Annotated in this window: 16 protein-coding genes; 6 read left to right on the top strand and 10 right to left on the bottom strand. The window is 70.8% G+C overall.

Features of this window, described 5'->3' with window-relative positions:
* Positions 1-88: 88 nt before the first annotated feature.
* The 3 genes from katG to BJ965_RS37195 form a co-directional block, all read right to left on the bottom strand.
* A complete protein-coding gene (gene katG / locus BJ965_RS37205; protein WP_184915940.1) occupies positions 89-2,308 on the bottom strand; it encodes a catalase/peroxidase HPI in 2,220 nt (739 codons plus the stop codon).
* Between the two features lie 104 nt (positions 2,309-2,412).
* On the bottom strand, positions 2,413-2,850 hold the full coding sequence (locus BJ965_RS37200; protein WP_184915937.1) for a Fur family transcriptional regulator: 438 nt from the start codon (positions 2,848-2,850) through the stop codon (positions 2,413-2,415).
* A gap of 177 nt (positions 2,851-3,027) precedes the next feature.
* Positions 3,028-3,906: a hypothetical protein gene (locus BJ965_RS37195; RefSeq protein WP_184915934.1), complete on the bottom strand. Its 879-nt coding sequence runs from the start codon at positions 3,904-3,906 to the stop codon at positions 3,028-3,030.
* A 159-nt stretch (positions 3,907-4,065) separates the two neighbouring features.
* Between BJ965_RS37195 and BJ965_RS37190 the strand changes: the two genes are divergently transcribed.
* A complete protein-coding gene (locus tag BJ965_RS37190; protein WP_184915931.1) occupies positions 4,066-5,511 on the top strand; it encodes a glyceraldehyde-3-phosphate dehydrogenase in 1,446 nt (481 codons plus the stop codon).
* A gap of 48 nt (positions 5,512-5,559) precedes the next feature.
* Here the strand turns inward: BJ965_RS37190 and BJ965_RS37185 are convergent, their stop codons facing one another.
* Both BJ965_RS37185 and BJ965_RS37180 read right to left on the bottom strand, forming a co-directional pair.
* Positions 5,560-8,736 (bottom strand): RICIN domain-containing protein, encoded by a 3,177-nt coding sequence (locus tag BJ965_RS37185; protein WP_184915927.1) that lies wholly within the window; start codon positions 8,734-8,736, stop codon positions 5,560-5,562.
* A gap of 495 nt (positions 8,737-9,231) precedes the next feature.
* The gene (locus tag BJ965_RS37180) at positions 9,232-9,405 is read right to left on the bottom strand and encodes a CsbD family protein (protein WP_078615249.1); all 174 of its coding nucleotides are present in this window, start codon (positions 9,403-9,405) and stop codon (positions 9,232-9,234) included.
* A gap of 145 nt (positions 9,406-9,550) precedes the next feature.
* On the opposite strand from BJ965_RS37180, the gene BJ965_RS37175 reads away from it, so the two are divergent.
* The gene (locus BJ965_RS37175) at positions 9,551-10,198 is read left to right on the top strand and encodes a hypothetical protein (protein WP_184915923.1); all 648 of its coding nucleotides are present in this window, start codon (positions 9,551-9,553) and stop codon (positions 10,196-10,198) included.
* Positions 10,199-10,208: 10 nt separating this feature from the next.
* Here the strand turns inward: BJ965_RS37175 and BJ965_RS37170 are convergent, their stop codons facing one another.
* Positions 10,209-11,894, bottom strand: coding sequence for a hypothetical protein (locus BJ965_RS37170; protein ID WP_184915920.1), 1,686 nt, complete (start codon positions 11,892-11,894; stop codon positions 10,209-10,211).
* 190 nt (positions 11,895-12,084) lie between these two features.
* Between BJ965_RS37170 and BJ965_RS37165 the strand changes: the two genes are divergently transcribed.
* A complete protein-coding gene (locus tag BJ965_RS37165; RefSeq protein WP_184915917.1) occupies positions 12,085-13,464 on the top strand; it encodes a GH1 family beta-glucosidase in 1,380 nt (459 codons plus the stop codon).
* A gap of 9 nt (positions 13,465-13,473) precedes the next feature.
* Here the strand turns inward: BJ965_RS37165 and BJ965_RS37160 are convergent, their stop codons facing one another.
* A complete protein-coding gene (locus BJ965_RS37160) occupies positions 13,474-13,965 on the bottom strand; it encodes a hypothetical protein (RefSeq protein ID WP_184915914.1) in 492 nt (163 codons plus the stop codon).
* Positions 13,962-16,352: a molybdopterin oxidoreductase family protein gene (locus tag BJ965_RS37155; RefSeq protein ID WP_184915911.1), complete on the bottom strand. Its 2,391-nt coding sequence runs from the start codon at positions 16,350-16,352 to the stop codon at positions 13,962-13,964. Before BJ965_RS37155 ends, BJ965_RS37160 begins: the two co-directional genes overlap by 4 nt.
* A gap of 232 nt (positions 16,353-16,584) precedes the next feature.
* Between BJ965_RS37155 and BJ965_RS37150 the strand changes: the two genes are divergently transcribed.
* A complete protein-coding gene (locus BJ965_RS37150; protein WP_184915908.1) occupies positions 16,585-17,412 on the top strand; it encodes an SAM-dependent methyltransferase in 828 nt (275 codons plus the stop codon).
* A gap of 54 nt (positions 17,413-17,466) precedes the next feature.
* Here BJ965_RS37150 and BJ965_RS37145 read toward each other — a convergent pair whose 3' ends face one another.
* Together BJ965_RS37145 and BJ965_RS37140 are read right to left on the bottom strand one after the other, a co-directional pair.
* Positions 17,467-18,381, bottom strand: a complete 915-nt coding sequence (locus BJ965_RS37145) for a helix-turn-helix domain-containing protein (protein WP_184915905.1) — start codon at positions 18,379-18,381, stop codon at positions 17,467-17,469.
* A gap of 153 nt (positions 18,382-18,534) precedes the next feature.
* Positions 18,535-18,765 (bottom strand): DUF397 domain-containing protein, encoded by a 231-nt coding sequence (locus tag BJ965_RS37140; RefSeq protein WP_031108398.1) that lies wholly within the window; start codon positions 18,763-18,765, stop codon positions 18,535-18,537.
* A gap of 357 nt (positions 18,766-19,122) precedes the next feature.
* Here BJ965_RS37140 and BJ965_RS37135 point away from each other — a divergent pair, with 357 nt between their 5' ends.
* Positions 19,123-19,578: an ATP-binding protein gene (locus BJ965_RS37135; protein WP_313667625.1), complete on the top strand. Its 456-nt coding sequence runs from the start codon at positions 19,123-19,125 to the stop codon at positions 19,576-19,578.
* 28 nt (positions 19,579-19,606) lie between these two features.
* Positions 19,607-20,152: a hypothetical protein gene (locus tag BJ965_RS37130; protein WP_184915902.1), complete on the top strand. Its 546-nt coding sequence runs from the start codon at positions 19,607-19,609 to the stop codon at positions 20,150-20,152.
* Positions 20,153-20,260 lie beyond the last annotated feature (108 nt).

The raw sequence follows: 20,260 nt of genomic DNA, 5'->3' as shown, positions 1-20,260 counted from the left end.
TTACCTTGAACGGTCCTTGACGGTCCCTCAGGCAACCAGCGGGAACGCCCGGGCCTGCCGGCCCGGGCGTCCTGTCATGCGGGGGTGATCAGACCAGGTCGAACCGGTCCAGGTTCATGACCTTGACCCACGCCGCGACGAAGTCGTTGACGAACTTCTCCTTCGCGTCGTCGCTCGCGTAGACCTCGGCGAGGGCGCGCAGCTCGGAGTTCGAGCCGAAGACCAGGTCGGCACGGGAGCCGGCCCACTTGACCTCGCCCGTGGCGGCGTCACGGCCCTCGAACGTGGTCTGGTCCTCGGACGTCGACTTCCACTCGATGCCCAGGTCGAGCAGGTTGACGAAGAAGTCGTTGGTCAGCGAGCCGGGCGTCTTGGTGAGGGCGCCGAGCTGGGACTGCTGGTGGTTGGCGCCCAGTACGCGCAGGCCACCGACCAGGACGGTCATCTCGGGGGCGCTCAGGGTGAGCAGGTTCGCGCGGTCCAGGAGCAGGAACTCGGCCGGCAGGCGGTTGCCCTTGCCGTGGTAGTTGCGGAACCCGTCGGCGGTCGGCTCGAGCGCCTCGAACGACTCGGCGTCGGTGTGCTCCTCCGTCGCGTCCACACGGCCCGCGGTGAAGGGGACCTCCACCTGGAAGCCGGCTTCCTTGGCGGCCTTCTCGACGGCGGCGGTGCCGCCGAGGACGATCAGGTCGGCCAGGGAGACCTTCTTGGCGCCGGAGTTGAACTCCTGCTGGATGCCTTCCAGGACCCGCAGGACCTGCGCCAGCTCGTCGGGCTCGTTGACCTCCCAGCCGCGCTGCGGCTCGAGGCGGATACGGGCGCCGTTGGCACCGCCGCGCTTGTCGCTGCCGCGGAAGGTGGACGCCGAGGCCCACGCCGTGGACACCAGCTGCGAGACGGACAGGCCCGACTCGAGGAGCTTGGTCTTGAGGGTCGCGATGTCGCCGTCGTCGATGGCCTCGCCCTGGGCCTCGGGCAGCGGGTCCTGCCACACCAGGGTCTCGGCCGGGACCTCCGGGCCGAGGTACAGCGACTTCGGGCCCATGTCACGGTGGGTCAGCTTGAACCAGGCGCGGGCGAAGGCGTCCGCGAACTCCTGCGGGTTCTCGTAGAACCGGCGGGAGATGGGCTCGTAGATCGGGTCGAAGCGCAGCGCCAGGTCCGTGGTGAGCATCTTCGGACGGTGCTTCTTCGAGGAGTCGTGCGCGTCCGGGACGATCTCCGGGGCGTCCTTGGCCACCCACTGGTTGGCGCCGGCCGGGCTCTGCTCGAGCTCGTACTCGAACTCGAAGAGGTTCTTGAAGAAGCCGTTGCTCCACTGGGTGGGCGTGCTGGTCCAGGTGACCTCGAGGCCGGAGGTGATGGCGTCGCCGCCCTTGCCCGTGCCGTAGGTGCTGCGCCAGCCCAGGCCCTGCTCCTCCATGGAGGCGGCCTCGGGGTCGGCGCCGACGTTGTCGGCCGGGCCCGCTCCGTGGGTCTTGCCGAAGGTGTGGCCGCCGGCGATCAGCGCGACGGTCTCCTCGTCGTTCATCGCCATGCGGCGGAACGTCTCGCGGATGTCGCGGGCCGCGGCGAGCGGGTCCGGGTTGCCGTTGGGGCCCTCGGGGTTGACGTAGATGAGGCCCATCTGGACGGCGCCGAGCGGGTTCTCCAGCTCACGGTCACCCGTGTAGCGCTTGTCGTCGAGCCAGGTGGTCTCGGGGCCCCAGTACACGTCCTCCTCGGGCTCCCAGACGTCCGCGCGGCCGCCGGCGAAGCCGAAGGTCTCGAAGCCCATCTGCTCCAGGGCGACGTTGCCGGTGAGGATCATGAGGTCGGCCCAGGAGATGCTCTGGCCGTACTTCTTCTTCACGGGCCACAGCAGGCGGCGGGCCTTGTCGAGGTTGCCGTTGTCCGGCCAGCTGTTGAGCGGGGCGAAGCGCTGCTGGCCGGCACCGGCGCCGCCGCGGCCGTCGCTGATGCGGTAGGTGCCCGCGCTGTGCCAGGCCATACGGACCATCAGCGGGCCGTAGTTGCCGAAGTCGGCCGGCCACCAGTCCTGCGAGGTGGTGAGCACCTCGGCGATGTCGCGTTTCACGGCCGCCAGGTCGAGGGCCTGGAACGCGGCGGCGTAGTCGAAGTCCTCACCGAGGGGGTTGGCCACCTCGGGGTTCTTGGCGAGGATCTTCAGGTTGAGCCGCTCGGGCCACCACTGGCGGTTGCCACCGCCCTGGGTCGGGTGCAGGGCGCGGCCGTGGGCCACGGGGCAACCGCCTCCCGTCTCCTCCGACTTGGAGTCGGTGACGATCGCGTCGTGGTTCTCAGTCATGGAAATCCTTCCGGACGGGGTGGATCACGGTGCTCGGGTGGATCACGTGCTCGGGAACGCTCGGGTGGATCGGGTACGCGGGAACGCTCGGGTGGATCACGTGCTCAGGTACTGCCGGCGGTGGAGCAGGCGGGGCACAGACCCCAGTAGATGACCTCGGCCTCGTCGACGGCGAAGCCGCGGTCGTCGGACGCGGTCAGGCAGGGGGCGTGACCGACCGCGCAGTCGACGTCGGCGACGGCTCCGCACGACCGGCACACGAGGTGGTGGTGGTTGTCGCCGACCCGCCCCTCGTAGAGGGCCGGGCTGCCGGGTGGGTCGAGGCGGCGTATGAGTCCCGCCGCGGTGAGTGCGTGCAGCCCCTCGTAGACGGCCTGGACGGAGATGTGGCCCACACGGCCGCGCACCTCGGAGGCGATCGACTCGGCGCCGAGGTGGTCACCGTCCCGCACGGCCTCGAGCAGCGCGACGCGGGCGGCCGTCACCCTCAGGCCGGCGCCGCGCAGCTCCTCGGCTGTGGTCGGGTTCCCGGATGCGGTCATGCGCCCAACCTAGCCACACAAACACGAGCGATTCAAGAAAACGAACGGTTCAATTTTGGTGTCGCGCATGGAGGCTTTGCAGGGCAGCCCACTTACGGGGTGTGAACTCCGTCACAGTGGCCATGATGACGCTCCGCCGGACCCCGGGGGCCGCGCACCGCCGTGCCGGACGGACGGTCACGCGTCCGACGAGGGCGAGGTCAGGCGTTCGAGCCGGGCGGCGGCGGTCGCGGCCCTGCGGCCGGCCTCGCGGGCCCGGCGGTCGGCCGTGCGCGCCCGCTCCCGGGCCGCCCGTTCGGCGAAGCGGGCCTGCTCGTGTTCGCCCCTCACCTGTTCCAGTTCGCCGGTGAGCTCCTCGACGCGCCGCTGGAGGCCGTCCACCCGCTGCTTCGCCTCCGTCGCCTCCTGGCCCGCGGCGGCCGCCCCGTCCCGCAGCCCCCTCAGCTCGCGTTCGGCTGCTTCGGCGTCCTCCCGGGCCTTGGCGAGCTTGCGTCGCTGCTGCTCACTCCCCTTCTTGCCCGGCCGGGAGGGGGCCGGTGCGGGACGGGCCACCGGGTGCTGCGGCCGGACGCCCTCGGCGGTGGCGGGGAAGCCGACGGCGGCGCTGAGCGGCTTGGCGAGGCGACCCCCTGCCCAGGCCTCGGCGGCCTCGGGGTCGGCCAGGACGGCGTGCAGCGTGTTCTCGACCTCGCGCTGCACGCTCTCCCCGATCGGATGGCCGGCCTCCTTGGCGAGCTGCCGGGCCTGGAGGGACAGGGCGCGGATCAGCGCGTGCTGCCGGCGGCTCAGCTCGCGCAGCTGCGTGCCGTCCAGGTCCTGGTGGGCCTGGCGCAGCCCCTCCCCCAGGCGCAGCAGCGGCTCGACCTCCCCGGGGCTGCTGCGGACCAGGAGATTGCTGACCCAGGCGGCGAGGCTGGGCTTGCGCAAGGTGCGGATCCGCTCGGCGAGTTCCCGGTCGCCGGCGGTGCGGGCGGAGGCCATGGCGGAGGCACGGGCGGCGGTGAACTCCTCCGGGCGCAGGGCGTACAGCTCGTCAGCGACGGAGTCGTAGTCCATGGTCCCTCCTTCGCGCGGAAGATCCGCTTTCGATCCTCTCAAGTCCTGCCCTCAGGGGCGCGCGGAGTGCCCGCAGAACGGGGGTCGGGGGCACCCCCTTCAAGATCGGGAAATCGACGGTTTAACATATGAGCGCCGCCTAGCTCGAAAGATGGACTCGTGACTGTCAACGACGACTCGTTCACCAACTGGAAGATCCGCGAGGAGATCGCGGAGTCGATGATCCCGATCATCGGGAAGCTGCACCGTGAGCAGGACGTGACGGTCCTGCTGCACAGCCGCTCCCTGGTGAACAAGTCGGTGGTGAGCATCCTCAAGACCCACCGTTTCGCCCGGCAGATCGCCGGTGCGGAGCTCTCGGTCACCGAGACGCTGCCGTTCCTGCAGACCCTCGCCGAACTCGACCTGGGTCCGTCCCAGATCGACATCGGCATGCTCGCCGCGACGTACCGTGAGGACGACCGCGGGCTGTCGGTCGCGGAGTTCACCGCCGAGGCCGTCGCCGGTGCCACGGGCGCCAACAAGATCGAGCGCCGTGAGGGCCGGGACGTCGTCCTCTACGGCTTCGGCCGCATCGGCCGGCTCGTGGCCCGTCTGCTCATCGAGAAGTCCGGCTCGGGCAACGGCCTGCGGCTGCGGGCCATCGTCGTGCGCGGGGGTGGCGAGCAGGACATCGTCAAGCGCGCCTCGCTGCTGCGCCGCGACTCGATCCACGGCCAGTTCCAAGGCACGATCACCGTCGACGAGGCGAACAGCACGATCGTCGCCAACGGCAACGCCATCAAGGTGATCTACGCCAACGACCCGTCCGAGGTCGACTACACGGCGTACGGCATCAAGGACGCCATCCTCATCGACAACACCGGCAAGTGGCGCGACCGCGAGGGCCTGTCCCAGCACCTGCGCCCCGGTATCGACAAGGTCGTGCTGACCGCGCCCGGCAAGGGCGACGTCCCCAACATCGTGCACGGCGTCAACCACGACACGATCAAGCCGGACGAGCAGATCCTGTCCTGCGCGTCCTGCACCACGAACGCGATCGTGCCGCCGCTGAAGGCGATGGACGACGAGTTCGGGGTCCAGCGCGGCCACGTCGAGACGGTTCACTCGTTCACGAACGACCAGAACCTGCTGGACAACTACCACAAGGCCGACCGCCGCGGCCGGTCCGCGCCGCTCAACATGGTCATCACCGAGACCGGTGCCGCCTCCGCCGTCGCCAAGGCGCTGCCCGACCTCAAGGCGCCGATCACCGGCAGCTCGATCCGCGTCCCGGTCCCGGACGTCTCGATCGCGATCCTCAGCCTGCGGCTCGGCCGCGAGACCACCCGCGAGGAGGTCCTCGACCACCTCCGCGATGTCTCCCTGACCTCGCCGCTCAAGCGCCAGATCGACTTCACCACGGCTCCCGACGCGGTCTCCAGCGACTTCATCGGCTCGCGACACGCCTCGATCGTCGACGCCGGCGCCACCAAGGTCGACGGCGACAACGCGATCCTCTACCTGTGGTACGACAACGAGTTCGGCTACTCGTGCCAGGTCATCCGCGTCGTGCAGCACGTCTCCGGCGTGGAGTACCCGACGTACCCGGCCCCGGCGGTCTGACCCCGGAAGACGAAAGCGCGGGGCGTGCGGGCCCCGCGCTTTCGTGTGTCACCGGCGGGTCAGCTCGACCCTGTACTCCCGTGCCTGTGCGCCGTCTTCGCTGGTCACGGAGACGATGTGGGCCTTCTTGCCCTCGGTCGTGTCCCGCCGGACCGTCACCTTCGCGTAGGGGTCGCGCGCTGTGGCGGTGATCTCGGCACGGTCCGGGCGGTCGACCGCCACCCGGTAGTCCGTCCGGTCCGGCTCGAAGCCGCTCAGGGGCGTGCCGTCCACCGCGATCGACGCGGCCGCCGCGTCGGCGGAAGCGCCCGGCGCCTTGGCGAAGACCTCGATCTCCCCGAGGGTGATGTAGCCGCCCGGGCGGGCCGTCATCGCCACGCGCACCCCCGTCACCGGACCGGTCGCACGCACCGGGACGTCGGTCACGGGCGTTCCCTCGGTGCCGACGGCGACCTGGTCGCTCGCGTCGGACCAGGTGCCGTCGGTGCCACGCACCTGCACCTTGAGGGACTCCGCGAAGCTGACGTTGGTCCCGTCACGGTGGAAGTGGGTCACGACCCGGGTCAGATCGCGTGCCTCCGGCAGTGTGAGGGTGATGGTGTCGGACGGGTTCTTCGTGCCGGACTTCCAGTTCGACCAGGCCTTCTCGGACGTGGTGCCGTTGCGCAGGCCCTCGGCGGAGTAGCCGCTCTCGGTGTAGGTCGCGCCGACCGTGACGCCCTCGTCGCGCGCCGAGTTGGTCTCCTTCGGCGCGGTGACCTGGACGCGTACGGTCGCCGCGGCCGTTGCTCCGCCGGGCACCCGGGCCGTTCCGCGCAGGATCACCACGCCGGCGTCGCCGAACGCGCCTTCGGGTACGGAGTCCCAGGTGACCGGGAGGTCGGCCGCCCCGCCCTGCCGTCCCACGCCGGTGACCGTGGCGGGCAGGTCGGGCCGTCCGCCGGTGTAGGTCTTGGCGCGGGCCGGGAGGGTCGAGGCGATGGTGTCCACGGTGACGACCGCCTCGGCCGGGACGGTCCGGCCGAGGGCGTCGGTGGCCCTGCCCTGCACACGAACCGTACCGGGCTTGCGCCAGCGCGACTCGGGGGGCAGCGCCCACTCGACCGGGAGCGCGCCCCGGGCGCCGTCACGGAAGACGGGCGTCACGGTGCCGGGCAGGTCGGGGACGCGCCCGGGGACGGTGAACGCTGCCGCGGGTCGTGTCCGCAGGACCGTCTCGTCGGTCACTCCCCAGCGCTGGTTCGCGTTGGAGGTCGGGAGGAAGGCCGACACGCGGGCGCCGTCCGCCGTCGACTGGTTGACGACGTCGAGGAGGCGGCCCGTCGCGGCGTTGACGAAGGTCCAGGTGCCGTCGCCGGTGGTGGACATGATCCACTGTGCGGCCGGTGTGTCCCCGTCCTCGAGTACGGCCTCGTTGTCGCGTACGGCCAGGCGCCTGCCGTCGGCCGCGTTGACGAGGGCGTAACGCTCGCGGTTGCCCTTGCCGCGGGTCAGCTGCTTCACGCTCCACAGCTGGGACTTGGCGGAAGGATCGGACGTACGGACGACGACGCCGTCGGCCTCGGCGGCCGGGGCCAGGGACTTGCCGCTCTGGGCGCCCTGGAGACGGTAGATGTGACCGGGCTGGACGAGCGCGGCGTCCTTCGCGGTGCCGGAGACGCCGTCGACGAGGAGCGTGGTGACCGACTTCGCCGGGACGGTCACGGTGGCCGAGCCGTCCTCGACCCTGACGGGCGCTGTGCGGACGAGTGCGCCGGAGGCGCTGGTCACGACGGGGGTCACGGTGGCGCCGGGGGCGACCCGGCGGAACTTCGAGAGGTCCAGGGTCACCGCGCGCGGGGTCGTGCCGTTGTTGACGTGCACCACCGTCGCACCGCGGCCGGACTTGCGCACGGCGGCGACACTGGAAGGGTCGTCGGCCTTGACGAAGTGGTCGCCGGGGCGGATGTGGTGGGTGAAGTTGCGCAGGGTGTCGAACTTGGTGTTGGCCTTGACCGGGCAGGTCTCCAGGGTGTCCTTCGCCGTGCAGTTGAACGGGATGTGGATGCCGCCCCAGTTCTTGCCGGCCTGCGCCTGGGGGATGGAGTCCTCGACCGGCTGCCACAACACCCAGGCGGACGGCTCCAGTTCACGCATGTCCTCGACGACCCGGGTGGCGATGCCGAGCCCCGGTTCCATGCCGGTGAAGTCGGTGCCGGTCCCCCAGGTGCCCTCGACCTCGCTCATCCAGAACGGCTTGTCCGCCGCCTTGGCGCTGTCGCGGGCGCTGGTGCGCATGCCGGTGCCGTAGGTGTGCACGTTGAGCTGGTCGACGGCGGCCCGGGCGGAACTGTCGTAGGCGTTCCAGTTGCGGACGAAGGTGCTGGGGTTGGTCTCGTCCATCGCGGAGATGGTGGCGCCGGTCCGTGCCTTCTTCAGTGCGCGGTGCAGGGCCAGGACGACCTTCTGCTGAAGTTCGGGTCCGGCGTGCGCACCCTCCTGGCGGCCGCCGGTGGGCTGTCCGTCGGGGCCGATCTGGGTGCCCCAGTAGTTGGTGTTGGGCTCGTTGAGCGGGGCGATGGTGTCGAACCTGATGCGGTGCTTCTTCTCCAGCCGGTCGGTGACCTTGACCAGGTAGGTGGCGAAGTCGTCGACGCGGTCCGCCCGTATCTGGTCCGTGTTGGCGTCGAAGCCACCGGAGACGTAGCCGCTGACGGTCTGGAACCAGGGCGGCGAGTTGCTGAACGCCTCCCAGCGGGTCACCTTGTCCTTGACACGGTCCACCCACCAGCGCTGGCCGGCGTCGGCGGACCAGTCCCAGTGCCCGGGGTCGTCCGGGTTCCACCAGTCGGTGTCCTCCCTGGTGGTGCCCGCGGGCGCCTTCCAGAAGCCGTCCATCGTCGCGCCGGTCTTCATGTAGTCCTTGCGGACGTCGGGGGCGTTGCCGCCGCCGATGTTGTAGCGCGCGATGTTGAGGCGGAGCCCGTCCTCGCCGAAGAGCATGTCGGCGAGCTTCTGCCGGATGGGTTCGGGGTAGCGGCCGGTGATGTTGGCGAACCAGACCAGGCTGGTCCCCCACCCTTCGAACTCCTGCTGCCGGTAGGACGGGTCGATCCGTACCGTCACCGCACTCGCGGGCGGATCTGCGGCAGCGGCGGCGGGAGGCACGGTCACGAGACCCGCGCCGAGTGCCAGGGGGACGGTGATCGCCAGTGCCGTCCGGGCGAGGCGATGTCTGCTGGACATGGATTCCCTTCGGGAGCGAACAGAACCGCGCAGAATCAATCGAGCATCCCGAATGTTTTAGGACGGCAATCAACACGTCAAGAGGTGGGGCGAGTTGGAACCGGCACGCCTGCTGCGGGCGCGCATCGCCGGCACGTTCCAGAGGCCGACGCGCAGTGACCCCACCGCGCGGAGGGCACAGCGGGGTCATCAGGACGAGGACCGGCTGCCTGACGCCTGGTCCTGCGCTGTCCGGGGAGAGGTGCGGCGCGGGGCGGCCGAAGCCGGCGGGCGTCGCTGATTCCGCCGTACCAACGGGTCGCGGCCCTGGTGGGCGAGGCGGTATCCGTGTCGGCGGTGGAGCGGACCTGCTGCCCGCTCGGCATGCCCTGGTCCTGAGCGGCCACCGTGAGGCCGACCGGGACTCACGGGACGCGGGGCCGATCTCCTACGACCGGTTGACCGCATGGTGGTGTGCCGCGCCCCGCCACGGGGACGCGGCACCACCACGTGACCTCAGTGCTTGAAGACGTCCTTGGTCTTCTCCTTGGCCTGCCGGGCGTCGCCCTTCGACTGCTCGGCCCGGCCCTCGGCCGTCAGGCGCTCGTTGCCCACCGCGCGGCCGATCGTCTCCTTGGCCTTGCCCTTGGCCTGCTCGGCCTTGGCCTTGCCCTTCTGGTCTCCAGCCACGGTTCGTTCACTCCAAGTCGTGTCCGACTACGGGATCACCACACGAGTGACCGTGCAGGGGCAGCTCAAACGTGCCGCACGGTGGTCCGGTCCGTGAGAGCCTTGCCCCGATCATGATCAACGCGACGAGCCCGGAGGACGGGGCATGACGACCATCAACCGGCCGGGGCTGCCCGGGGACCTCCCCTCGGCCGAGGTGCTGTGGGCACGCTGGGCGCTCATCGCCGTACTGGAGGCCACCACGGAGGGCGAGCAGGAGCGGCACCACCGCACGGGCACCTGGGTGGACGGCGAGGGCCTCCATCTGGACGACTCCGGCTGCACGTGGTGGGGCTTCGCGCCCCGGGGCGAGGGGCGGTACGTGCTCTTCGGCGAGGACGAGTCGAGCGGCGTCAAGTGGCACGAGCCGCCGGTCGACATGCTGGCCGGAGCTCCGGACTGGCTCCCCCACGAGCAGCTGAAGGATCTGGCGAGCGGGTACGAACTGGGCTGCGTCTACTGGTGGGAGGACGGAGCGTGGGCCCGGTCCTCCTACCCCGGCACCCTGGGCGACGACGGCCTCGACTGCGGGATGAGCCGTTTCACCGACCGGGCCGACGTGCTGCGCACGATCGCCGACGAGGATCACGGCGCGACGTCGGCCCGGCACGCGGAGTCCCTGCTGACCCACGCGGAGAACCGGCGCCTGACACCGGAGCTCCTGATGTCCCTGACCGCCGATCCCGGCCGGCGGCAGCGGGACCGGCCGGCCATGACCAGGGCGCTGGAGCGCGCGGGCCTGAACCGGCCGTGACCGGCCGGCGTCAGTGGCAGCACCCGTCGGCCTGCTGCGGCGGCCCGGGCGTGGTGTCCAGGCGGCAGTAGCAGGACGCGTGGATCGGTACGTCCGCCAGCGCGGTCGCGAGCTTGAGCTGGTGGGCCACGAGGGCCGCCTCGCCGGTCTTGCCCGTCCGGAGCAGGCACTCGTGGAAGCCGTGCAGCGCCCAGACGTTGCCGGGGTGCTGGAGGGGGCGGGGCAGGGTGTCGTCGAGGCCGAGGTCGGCACGGTAGACGGCCTCCGCCTCCGCCACACGGCCCTGTTCCAGCAGCAGTGCGCCGTAGGCGTGACGGGTGGGCTGCATCCAGCCCCAGGGTTCGTCGTAGGGGAGGTTGTCGTCGAGCTCGATCGAGCGTTCCAGGGCGGCGAAAGCGAGGTCGTGCCGGCCCCTGCGGTATTCGAGTTCGCCGTCCAGCATGGCGGAGGCGATGGCGAGGATGTCCTCGCAGGTGTTGTTGAACAGCATCCGTGTCCCGGGCACCCGGCCCACCGCCGCGCGGAACAGCTCGCGTTCGGCCTCCGCCCGGTCGACCTCGCCGGTCGCGGAGAGGGCGACGCCCCGGGCGTAGTGCCGCATGGCGGCGGTCGTCGCGTAGAGCTCCGGGTCGGCGGGGGCGGGCAGTTCGAGGATCTCGGCCCAGCGCCCGAAGCGGATCAGGACGTGGACGCGCATGGCCAGGAAGGCCTCCAGCCAGTCGGCCATCGGAGGGCTCTGAACGCGGAGCAGGTCCTCGTGGATGGCGGCTTCCAGCTGGGCGGCGGTGTCGAGGGCGACCTGCGACTGGCCGAGGAACAGGGCGCCGTAGATCTTGAAGTGGTGGTTGTGCGCCCGGTACAGGGTGTAGAAGTTCATCGCGCCGGACCGGCGGTGGTACTTCTCGTCGGCGGCGATCGCGTCGCTGTTGGCCGAGACCACCTGGCGGTAGTCGCCGCACAGGACGTCCAGGTGTGAGGGCATGTGCAGCAGGTGCCCGGCGTCGGGCACGAGGCGGCGCAGGCGGTCGGCGACGGTGAGGGCCTGCTCCGGTGTCGGGGACATCTCCATCAGATGGATGTACAGGTGCAGGATCCCGGGGTGGCGCACGCCGGCCTCGGTGGCGAGGGCCCGCTCCAGCACGGCCCTGGCCTCCGTGGTCCGGGCGCCCTCGGCCGGCTGCCCGGTCTTGAGATCCCACAGCTGCCAGGGGGTGAGGTTCATCGCGGCGTCGGCATGGAGGGTGGCGATGTCCTGGTCGCCGGGCGCCAGTTCGTAGACGACGCGCATCGCGTCGGCGTAGGGCTCGTTCCACACCGAGCAGTCCTCGACGGCCTGCGACTGCGGATAGCGGGCCCGCAGCGCGCCGATGAGGGCCTGTTCGACCGGGGTGGCGCGGGCGGCCTTCTCATGGGCCCGCTCCACCGCGCTGTGCGTGCGTTCGACCGTTCGGACCAGTTCCTCGCCGTCGAAGAATTCCCAGGGCTTGTTGTAGTTCGGACCGAGCGCGTAGGCGATTCCCCAATAGGCCATCGCGCACTCAGGATCGGCCTCGGCCGCCTTTTCGAAGCAGGCGACCGCTTCCTCGTGATGGAAGGCATACGTCCAGATCAGGCCGCGATCGAACCAGAGTTGAGCATCGGCGGAGGACGTGGTGACGGGACGGCTGTGCGAGCCGAGATCGTAATAGTCGCCCATGATTCTCTCCTGGGAAATCGGCCGGATCCGTGAGAATAGCGGTTACGGACACTCCCTCGACTTCCGTGCAATTCTCATTTTTCCAGATCAGCGGTCCGTGCGGCGGTCAAGGGCGCCGGCCTCAGCTTCCCGCGCGCCGCTCTCGATCAACGCGGGCTCCCCATGACCGCCACCGGGCATGGTTGAAGGCATGACTGACTTCCCCAGTTTTCCTCCCGGCTTCGTGTTCGGGGCCGCGACCGCCTCCTACCAGATCGAGGGCGCTGTGCAGGAGGACGGACGTGGGCCGTCCATCTGGGACACCTACAGCCACACCCCCGGGCTGGTGGCGAACGGGGACACCGGTGATGTCGCCTGTGACCACTACCACCGGTATCCGCAGGACGTGGCCCTGCTGCGGGAGCTGGGCGTGGGCTCCTACCGGTTCTCGATCGCCTGGCCGCGGATCGTGCCGGACGGGTCCGGCCCGGTGAACGCCAAGGGGCTGGACTTCTACTCGCGGTTGGCCGACGAGCTCCTCGCGGCGGGGATCGAGCCCGCCGTCACGCTCTACCACTGGGATCTTCCGCAGGCCCTGGAGGACGACGGCGGCTGGCGGGTGCGGGCGACCGCGGAGCGGTTCGGCGAGTACGCGGCCGTCGTCGCGGAGCACCTGGGCGGCCGGGTGCCGCGCTGGATCACCCTCAACGAGCCGTGGTGCAGTGCCTTCCTGGGCTACTCCGTCGGCCGGCACGCCCCCGGCGCCCGCGAGGGCCACGGCGCGCTGGCCGCCGCCCACCACCTGCTGGTCGGGCACGGACTGGCCGTACAGGCACTGAGAGCGGCCGGAGTGCGCGAGGCGGGGATCACCCTCAACCTCGACCACCACCTCCCCGCGACCCGCTCCCCCGCCGACGAAGCGGCCGTGACCCGGGCCGACACCCTGCACAACCACGTGTGGGCCGAGCCGATCCTCAGGGGCCGCTACCCGGCCACCGAGGAGGACACCTGGGGCGCGTTGATCACCGCTCAGAACTTCCGCCGGGACGGCGACCTGGAACTGATCTCCCAGCCGCTCGACTTCCTCGGCATCAACTACTACCGGCCGATCGTCGTGGCCGACGCCCCCCACCGCGAGAGCGACCCGGCGCGGCGCGTCGCGACGGACAACCGCTACGAGGAGGTGCCCATGCCCGACGTGCGGCGCACCGCCATGGGCTGGGCCGTCGCGCCCCACACCTTCACCGACCTGCTCGTGGAGCTCAAGGAGCAGTACGGCGATGTCCTGCCGCCCGTCCACATCACCGAGAACGGCTCCGCGGAGGACGACGAGACGAGTCCCGACGGGGCCGTCCACGACCATGACCGGGTCGCCTACCTGCGCGACCATCTCACCGCGCTGCGGGCCGCGATGGACGCCGGGGTGGACGTGCGCGGCTACTACGTGTGGTCGCTCCTGGACAACTTCGAGTGGGCCTTCGGCTACGACAAGCGCTTCGGGATCGTCCACGTCGACTACGCCACGCAGCGGCGGACGCCCAAGGACAGCTACCACTGGTACCGGTCCCTGATCGCCGCCCAGCGGAGGTGACCGGCCCGGTCAGACGCTGGTCAGGAGCTGCGGCGCCAGGATCTTGACCATGGTGTTGGTCCAGCGGAGCTGGCGGAGGGTCTGCGGGTGGCAGCCGCCGGTCAGCGTCAGGAGCCGCTCGTCCCGGGTGGCCTGCGCCGCTTGGGCGAGCATCTCCCAGTGGAGCGAGTTGCGCGCGGCCGCCAGATGCAGGTCCCGCAGGTCGTGCAGCAGGAGCAGTCCGTTCTCGGGGCGCCGGCCGAGGGCCTCGGAGGCCTTCGCCCGGAGCGCGGCGAGGCCTCCGGGCGACGGGTGGTCGCGCGGGCCGGACAGGGCGAGGCCGTGGTCGCGGCCCGCGTCGGCGAGGCGGGTGGCGTGTTCGCGGGACCAGCGGGCGACGTCGAGAGCGACATGGTGGAACTCGTGGTCGGTGCGGTGTCGTGCGGCGGCGGCCAGCAGGTCCTGCTCCAGGTCGCGTTCGCCGTCGTGCAGGAGTCGCAGGGTGATGCCGATGCCGCTCATGATCCGCTCCCCGTCGTGTCGGTCCGCGCCGCGGTGTCGGTCGGGCGCCGGCTCACGAGGGTGACGCGCGCCGCGCCGGTCTTGAACAGGGGCTGCTTGGAGGCGGGGTCCCAGTCGGTGACGGTGGTCTCGTTGGCGGCGCGGCCCGGGCGGTCGTCCGGCGGGTGGTGGCCCGCCGGGGTGTCCCAGTAGCCGTAGTGGAAGGGCAGGAACACCATGCCGTCGCGGATCGCGGTGGTGCGCAGCCGGGCCCGGACCGCCCCGCGCGGGGTCGTGATCTGCACCAGATCGCCGTCGGCGAGGCCTTGGGCCGAGGCCTCGGCAGGCGACATCTCCGCCCAGACGTCCGGCGCGGCGGCGTTCAGCTCGGGGGCGCGGGCGGTCTTCGTCCGGGTGTGGAAGTGGTACACCGTGCGGCCGGTGATGAGCTGGAGGGGGTGGTCGGAGGAGGTGTCCTCGTGGGGCGGCAGGTACTCGGCGGCCTTGAGAACCGCCTTGCCGTCCGGGTTGAGGGCCCAATACTCGACTGGCTCCACACTCGCGCCGGTCACCAGGTCCCGGCCGTAGCTCTCGCAGACGTCGGGGTGGGCGAAATCGATCCCGTCGGTGTAGAGGCGCGCGGTACCGTCGGGGGCCTCGTCGGTGCAGGGCCACTGGATGCCGCTGCCGCCGCGCAGCCGGTCGTAGCTGAGGCCGGAGTAGTCGCAGGGGCGGCCCGCGCTGCACCGCTGCCACGCGGCGAACGCCGACTCGGGGTCGTGCCAGGTGATCAGCGGCCCGCCGTCCTTGTCGCGGAAGTCCATCCGGGCGGCGAAGTCGAGGAGGATGTCCAGGTCGGGGCGGGCCTCTCCGGGCGGGTCGACGGCCTTCTCCGCGAGGTGCACGGTGCGGTCGGCGTTGGTGAGCGTGCCCGTCTTCTCACCCCAGGTCGCGGCGGGCAGCACCACGTCGGCGAGTTGGGCGGTCTCGGTGAGGAACAGGTCCTGGACGATCACAAACAGGTGTTCCTGGGCGAGGATCGAGCGGACGCGGGACAGCTCGGGCAGGGACACGGCCGGGTTGGTGCCGGTAATCCACAGCATGCCGATCGAGCCCTGCTCGGCGTACCGGAAGATCTGCATCGCGTGGGTGGGCGGGGCGTAGTGCGCAATGGTCTGCGGCGTCACGTTCCACACGGCGGCCAGTTCGGCCACGTGCTCCTCGTTCTGCCAGTTGCGGAAGCCCGGCAGGTCGCCGTCCGCTCCGCACTCGCGGGTGTTCTCGGCGCTGGGCTGGCCGTTCATCTGGAGCAGTCCGCAGCCGGGGCGGCCCAGCATGCCGCGGATCAGGTGCAGGTTGTTGACCTGGACGGCGGCCGCGGTGGCCTGGTGGGACTGGTAGACGCCCTGGAGGACGGTGGACAGCAGCCGCTCGGCGCCGCCGAGGATCTCCGCCGCCCGCTCGATCTGCGCGGTCGGCACGTCGCAGATACCGGCCGCCCATCCGGGTGTGCACTCCGCCACGATGGCCGCGAGTTCGTCGAAGCCGACGGTGTGCGCGTCGAGGTAGGCCCGGTCGACGCGGCCGGTGCGGATGATCTCGTGCAGCAGTGCGTTGAGCAGCGCGACGTTCGTGCCCGCGCGCGGCGCCAGGTGCACATCGGCCCGCCGGGCGACCGGGGTGTGGCGCGGGTCCACGCACACCAGCCTGGGCGGGTCGGCGCCCTCCATGCGGTCCAGCAGGCGCATCCACAGGACCGTCTGCGTCTCGGCCATGTTGTGCCCGAACAGGGCGACGGTGTCGGCGTGGTCGATGTCCTCGTAGGAGCCGGGCTGTCCGTCGCAGCCGAACGTCTCCTTCAGGGCCTCGGCGGCCGTCGCCGTGCACAGCCGGGTGTTGCCGTCCAGGTGGTTGGTGCCGAGGCCGGCACGGGCGAGTACGGCCAGGGTGTAGTACTCCTCGAGGAACAGCTGACCGCTGGTGTGGAAGCCGATCGAGCCCGGGCCCTTGTCGTCCAGCAGCCGTCTTGTCCGGCTCGTGATCCGGTCCATGGCCGTGTCCCAGTCGCACTCCACCAGCCGGCCGTCCTCGCGGACGAGGGGCCGGGTGAGCCGGTCCGGGGAGGCGTTGGCCTGCCAGCCGTACAGGTCCTTGGGTCCCAGGCGCCCGCGGTTCACCCGGTCGGCGGCCCGGCCCCGCACCCCCACCATGCGGCCCTCGCGCACCGCGATGTCCATCGCGTCGCCGTTGGAGTGCAGCAGGGAGGCGGCCTGCACCCACCGCTCCACGTCCTGCTCGCCGAGCCCCGCCGCGAGGTGCGTGTCGGTCCGGGACGGCCAGGGCGTGCCGGGCTCGTACGGCGTACGCGAGCCCCAGACGTCCGCGATCCGGTCTGCCGAGGTGTCCACGGCCGCACCTCCCACAGAAGACAACACCTTGGGCCATGGGTACCCACGCGACCACATATGACACAAAGCGCATGAACGGTGACGCATGGCACATAGGCGGCGGGCGCGGCGATCATCTTGTCGTTCGATCGTGGGGACCTTCGCCGACGGGCTGGCACCGCCCAACTCCCGCTCCCTAGGATGTACTTCCTGTCCAGCCAGTCCGTTGGCGCGGCACCTTGCAGGGGGAACGATGCACTCCGAGAAGCAGCTGTCCACCGAGATCGACGCGAACGTGCCGACGGCAGCGCGCATGTACGACCACTACCTGGGCGGCAAGGACAACTACGCGGCCGACCGCGCCGCCTGCGAGGAACTCGACAAGGTCGTCCCCAGCACACGCCGCCTGGCCCTCAACAACCGGCGCTTCCTCCAGCGGGTCGTGAAGACCCTCTCCGAGGAGTACGGCATCCGTCAGTACCTGGACCACGGATCCGGCCTGCCGACGCAGGACAACGTGCACCAGGTCGCGCAGCGCATCGACCCCACGACCCACGTGGTCTACGTCGACAACGACCCGATGGTGCTGGTGCACGGTCGTGCGCTGCTGGAGCAGGACGAGCGGACGACGGTCATCCACGCGGACATGCGTGAGACCGACCAGATCTTCGGCCATGCCGACACCAAACGGCTGATCGACTTCTCCCAGCCGGTCTGCGTGCTCTTCAACTCGGTCTTCCACTGCGTCCCGGACAGCGACACGGACGGACCGCTCGCGGTGGCCCGCCGCGTGCGGGAACGACTCGCGCCCGGCAGCTTCATGGTGATGTGCCAGCTGGTCAGCGAGGACCCGGAGGTCCGCGCGTTCGTCACGAACTTCATGGACCAGGCGACCCAGGGCAACTGGGGCCGCGTGCGCGAACCGAAGGACGTGGAGACGTACTTCGAGGGCCTGGAGATCCTGGAACCGGGGCTCGTGGAGGTGTCCACCTGGCGCCCGGACACCGAGGTGGCACCCCGTCAGCTCACCCACGAGTGGATCGAGTTCGGCGGCGTGGGCCGCATCCCCCTGGAGAAGTGACCAGAGCGATGCCTCGCGTGGGACGCTCGTCGTCCCGCGCGAGGCATCAGTGCGTCACGGGTAGCGCTGCTCCATCGTCTGCCGCAGCAGCTCGAGCGAGTCACGGGGCTTGAGCGCCTCGTCCGCGAGCCGGTCCAGCGCGATCCGGTACTCCTCGGTCTCGTCGCGGTCCTCGAGGAAGTTCGCGCTCTTGATGTGCTCCAGGTAGACCACATCGGGAAGATCGAGCCCGCCGAAGCGCAGATACGTGATCGGAATGGCCGGTGCCGAGGCGTTGGTGACGCTCAACGGCACGATCTGCAACGTCACGTTGGAACGCTGGGCCATCTCGACGAGGTGCGCGAGTTGCTCCCGCATCACCTCGGGACTTCCGAGGACGCGCAGCAGCACGGACTCGTCGATGATCGCCCACAGCTGCGGGGCGTCGTCCCGCGACAACAACCGGGCACGGTGCCTGCGCAGTTCGACTCGCCGCTCCACCTCACCGGCCGGCGCGTTCGGCAGGCCGCGCTCCACCACGGCCCTGGTGTAGGCGGGTGTCTGCAACAGGCCGGGCACGTACTGGATCTCGAAGGTACGGATGGTGGCTGCGGCCTCCTGCAGGCCGACCAGCCGGTCGAACCACTCGGGCATCAGCCGCTTGTCGTACCGCTGCCACCAGCCCGGCTCCCCGGCCCGGTGCAGCAGCTTGAGCAGCACGGAGGCCTCGTAGTCATCGGTGCCGTACAGCTCCAGCAACGCGCGGACGTCGTTCTCCGTCGGCGGGCGGCGGCCCTTGCCCGACTCGATGCGGGACAACTTCGCGGCGCTGAACCCGACAGCGCGCGCCGCCTGGTCCTGGGCGAGCCGGGCGTCCTCGCGGAAACCGGCGAGCTGTACGCCGACCAGCATCTTCAGCAGAGTCGGCGCGGGCTCGGGCCTGTCCAGGTAGGGTTCCAGGCGGGAGATGCGATGCGACGCGGCGGACATCCTGACTCCCAGCAGACCGGCACAAGGGCGATTTACACTATCGCACTTCACCGGGCCTTCACGCATCCGCCCGCAGCACCCCCGCAGAAGTGGGGAGTTGGGCTCCGCTTCGACCCGGGGGCATCGCGGCGCCGGCGTGACGCCACCGCGTCCTCACAGCAGATGGTCGAACTCGCCGTCCTTCGCACCGGCCAGGAAGGCGGCGACCTCCGCCGACGTGTAGACGAGGGCGGGTCCGTCGGGGTCGCGGGAGTTGCGCATCGCGATCCCGCCGTCGACGAGCGGGGCGACTTCGACGCAGTTGCCCTCGGCGTTGCTGTGCCGGCTCTTCATCCAGCAGGCTTCCAACGAGCTTGCCTGCACTCCGTTCTGCACTGGTGGCACCGCAGTCTCCTTGCTGTTCTCGTCCCCGCCGCGCACGGCGTGCCCGGCCGTTCACCGGAGGCGGCCGCAGCCTTTCGACCGCTCTCGTCCCGGCTTGCGTACCCACAACGGCTTGATTCTCACGCAATTTCTCGTGCAATTGCACGCGAGCGCCTTCAGCGTGGATAATAGCTGCGGCGTCAACCCCCGGGCTGGCGCCGCGTCCTGACGTCGCATCGGGGAGATGCCGTGTCATCACCTGCGCAGCACGTGCTCCGGCCGCCGAGTGGGGCTGCGGCACACGCAGGCGCTCTCGGGACGGACCACTCCGTGCCGGCCGGCCCGCACACGGTCCCGTCGTACGGGAGTCCGCCCTCGGTGCCGAAGACCCTGCCGCAGTTCTCGGGTGACCTGTCCGCCTCGGCCGCCCTGCGTCTCGAGTGCGGACGGGAAGGTTTCGCACGAGCCCGGTCCTTCACTCGAGACACCCTGCACGGCTGGTCCCTCGACCACTGCTGCGACGACGTGACCCTCGTCATCACCGAGCTGGCCGCCAACGCCGCGACGCACGGGGCGCGAAGATCCCCGGGTGTGCCGGAGATCCGCCTCGCCTTCCTCCTGGACCCCACCCACCTGCTGGTCAGCGTCGCCGACACCGACGACGACCCGCCCGTGTACGCGCCGGCCGGCACCTCGCTGGACGAGCACGGCCGGGGGCTCTGCATCGTCGACGCCCTGTCCGAGGAGTGGGGCTGGGCCCCCACTCCCCCCGTGGGCAAGACGGTCTGGGCCAGGTTGTCGACCCGGCCGGCCACACCCTGTCCCCCCATCTGACACGACTGCCGCGGAAAGGCCCCTCGCCATGCGCAGCGCTTCGACGGAACACCCGAGCAGCGAGCGCCCCCAGCGCCCCGACGCCCCGACCGGGGTGGCCCGGAAGACGCCGCTCACGGCACTGGACCGCGTGCCGTGGGGCGACATCCAGGACTCCACCGGCTCGGCGGCGGCCATTCCCCTCCTGCTCGACGGCATCGCCAGGGGGGATGCCGACACCGCCCGCTCCGCCCTCGACGACCTGCGGAAACGGATCTGCCAGTTCGGTTTCGTCGTCGAACAGGCGACCGCCGCCACGGTTCCGTTCCTGTGGGAGCTGGCGAAGCTGCCGCAGGTCACCTGCCGGGCCCAGATCATCCGGTTGCTCAAGAACATCGCCGACGCCCGGCAGTGGGAGAGCACCGCAGCCGTCTACCCGAAGCTGCTCAACCACCGGGAGAATCCGGTGGTGTGGGAGCGTGCGGCGCGCCAGGCGGTGCGGGCCCGGCGCGACGAGCTCGGCCGGCTGATGGCCGACGAGGACGGCGAGATCGCCCGGGCCACGACCGAACTGGCCCGCTCGCTGGGCGCCTGAGGCCGTCGAGACGGTCGCCGGGCAAGTGATGCCCCCCTCGTCGGGCCCGCCGGGTGGGCGCGAGCCGTTGAAGCCCGCCGCCGGGCCCGTAGTGACCCCGGCCCGCTC

Origin of the sequence: Streptomyces luteogriseus (genome assembly GCF_014205055.1) — a bacterium.
GTDB lineage: Bacteria > Actinomycetota > Actinomycetes > Streptomycetales > Streptomycetaceae > Streptomyces > Streptomyces luteogriseus.
This window is presented reverse-complemented; position numbering and strand designations above follow the sequence as displayed.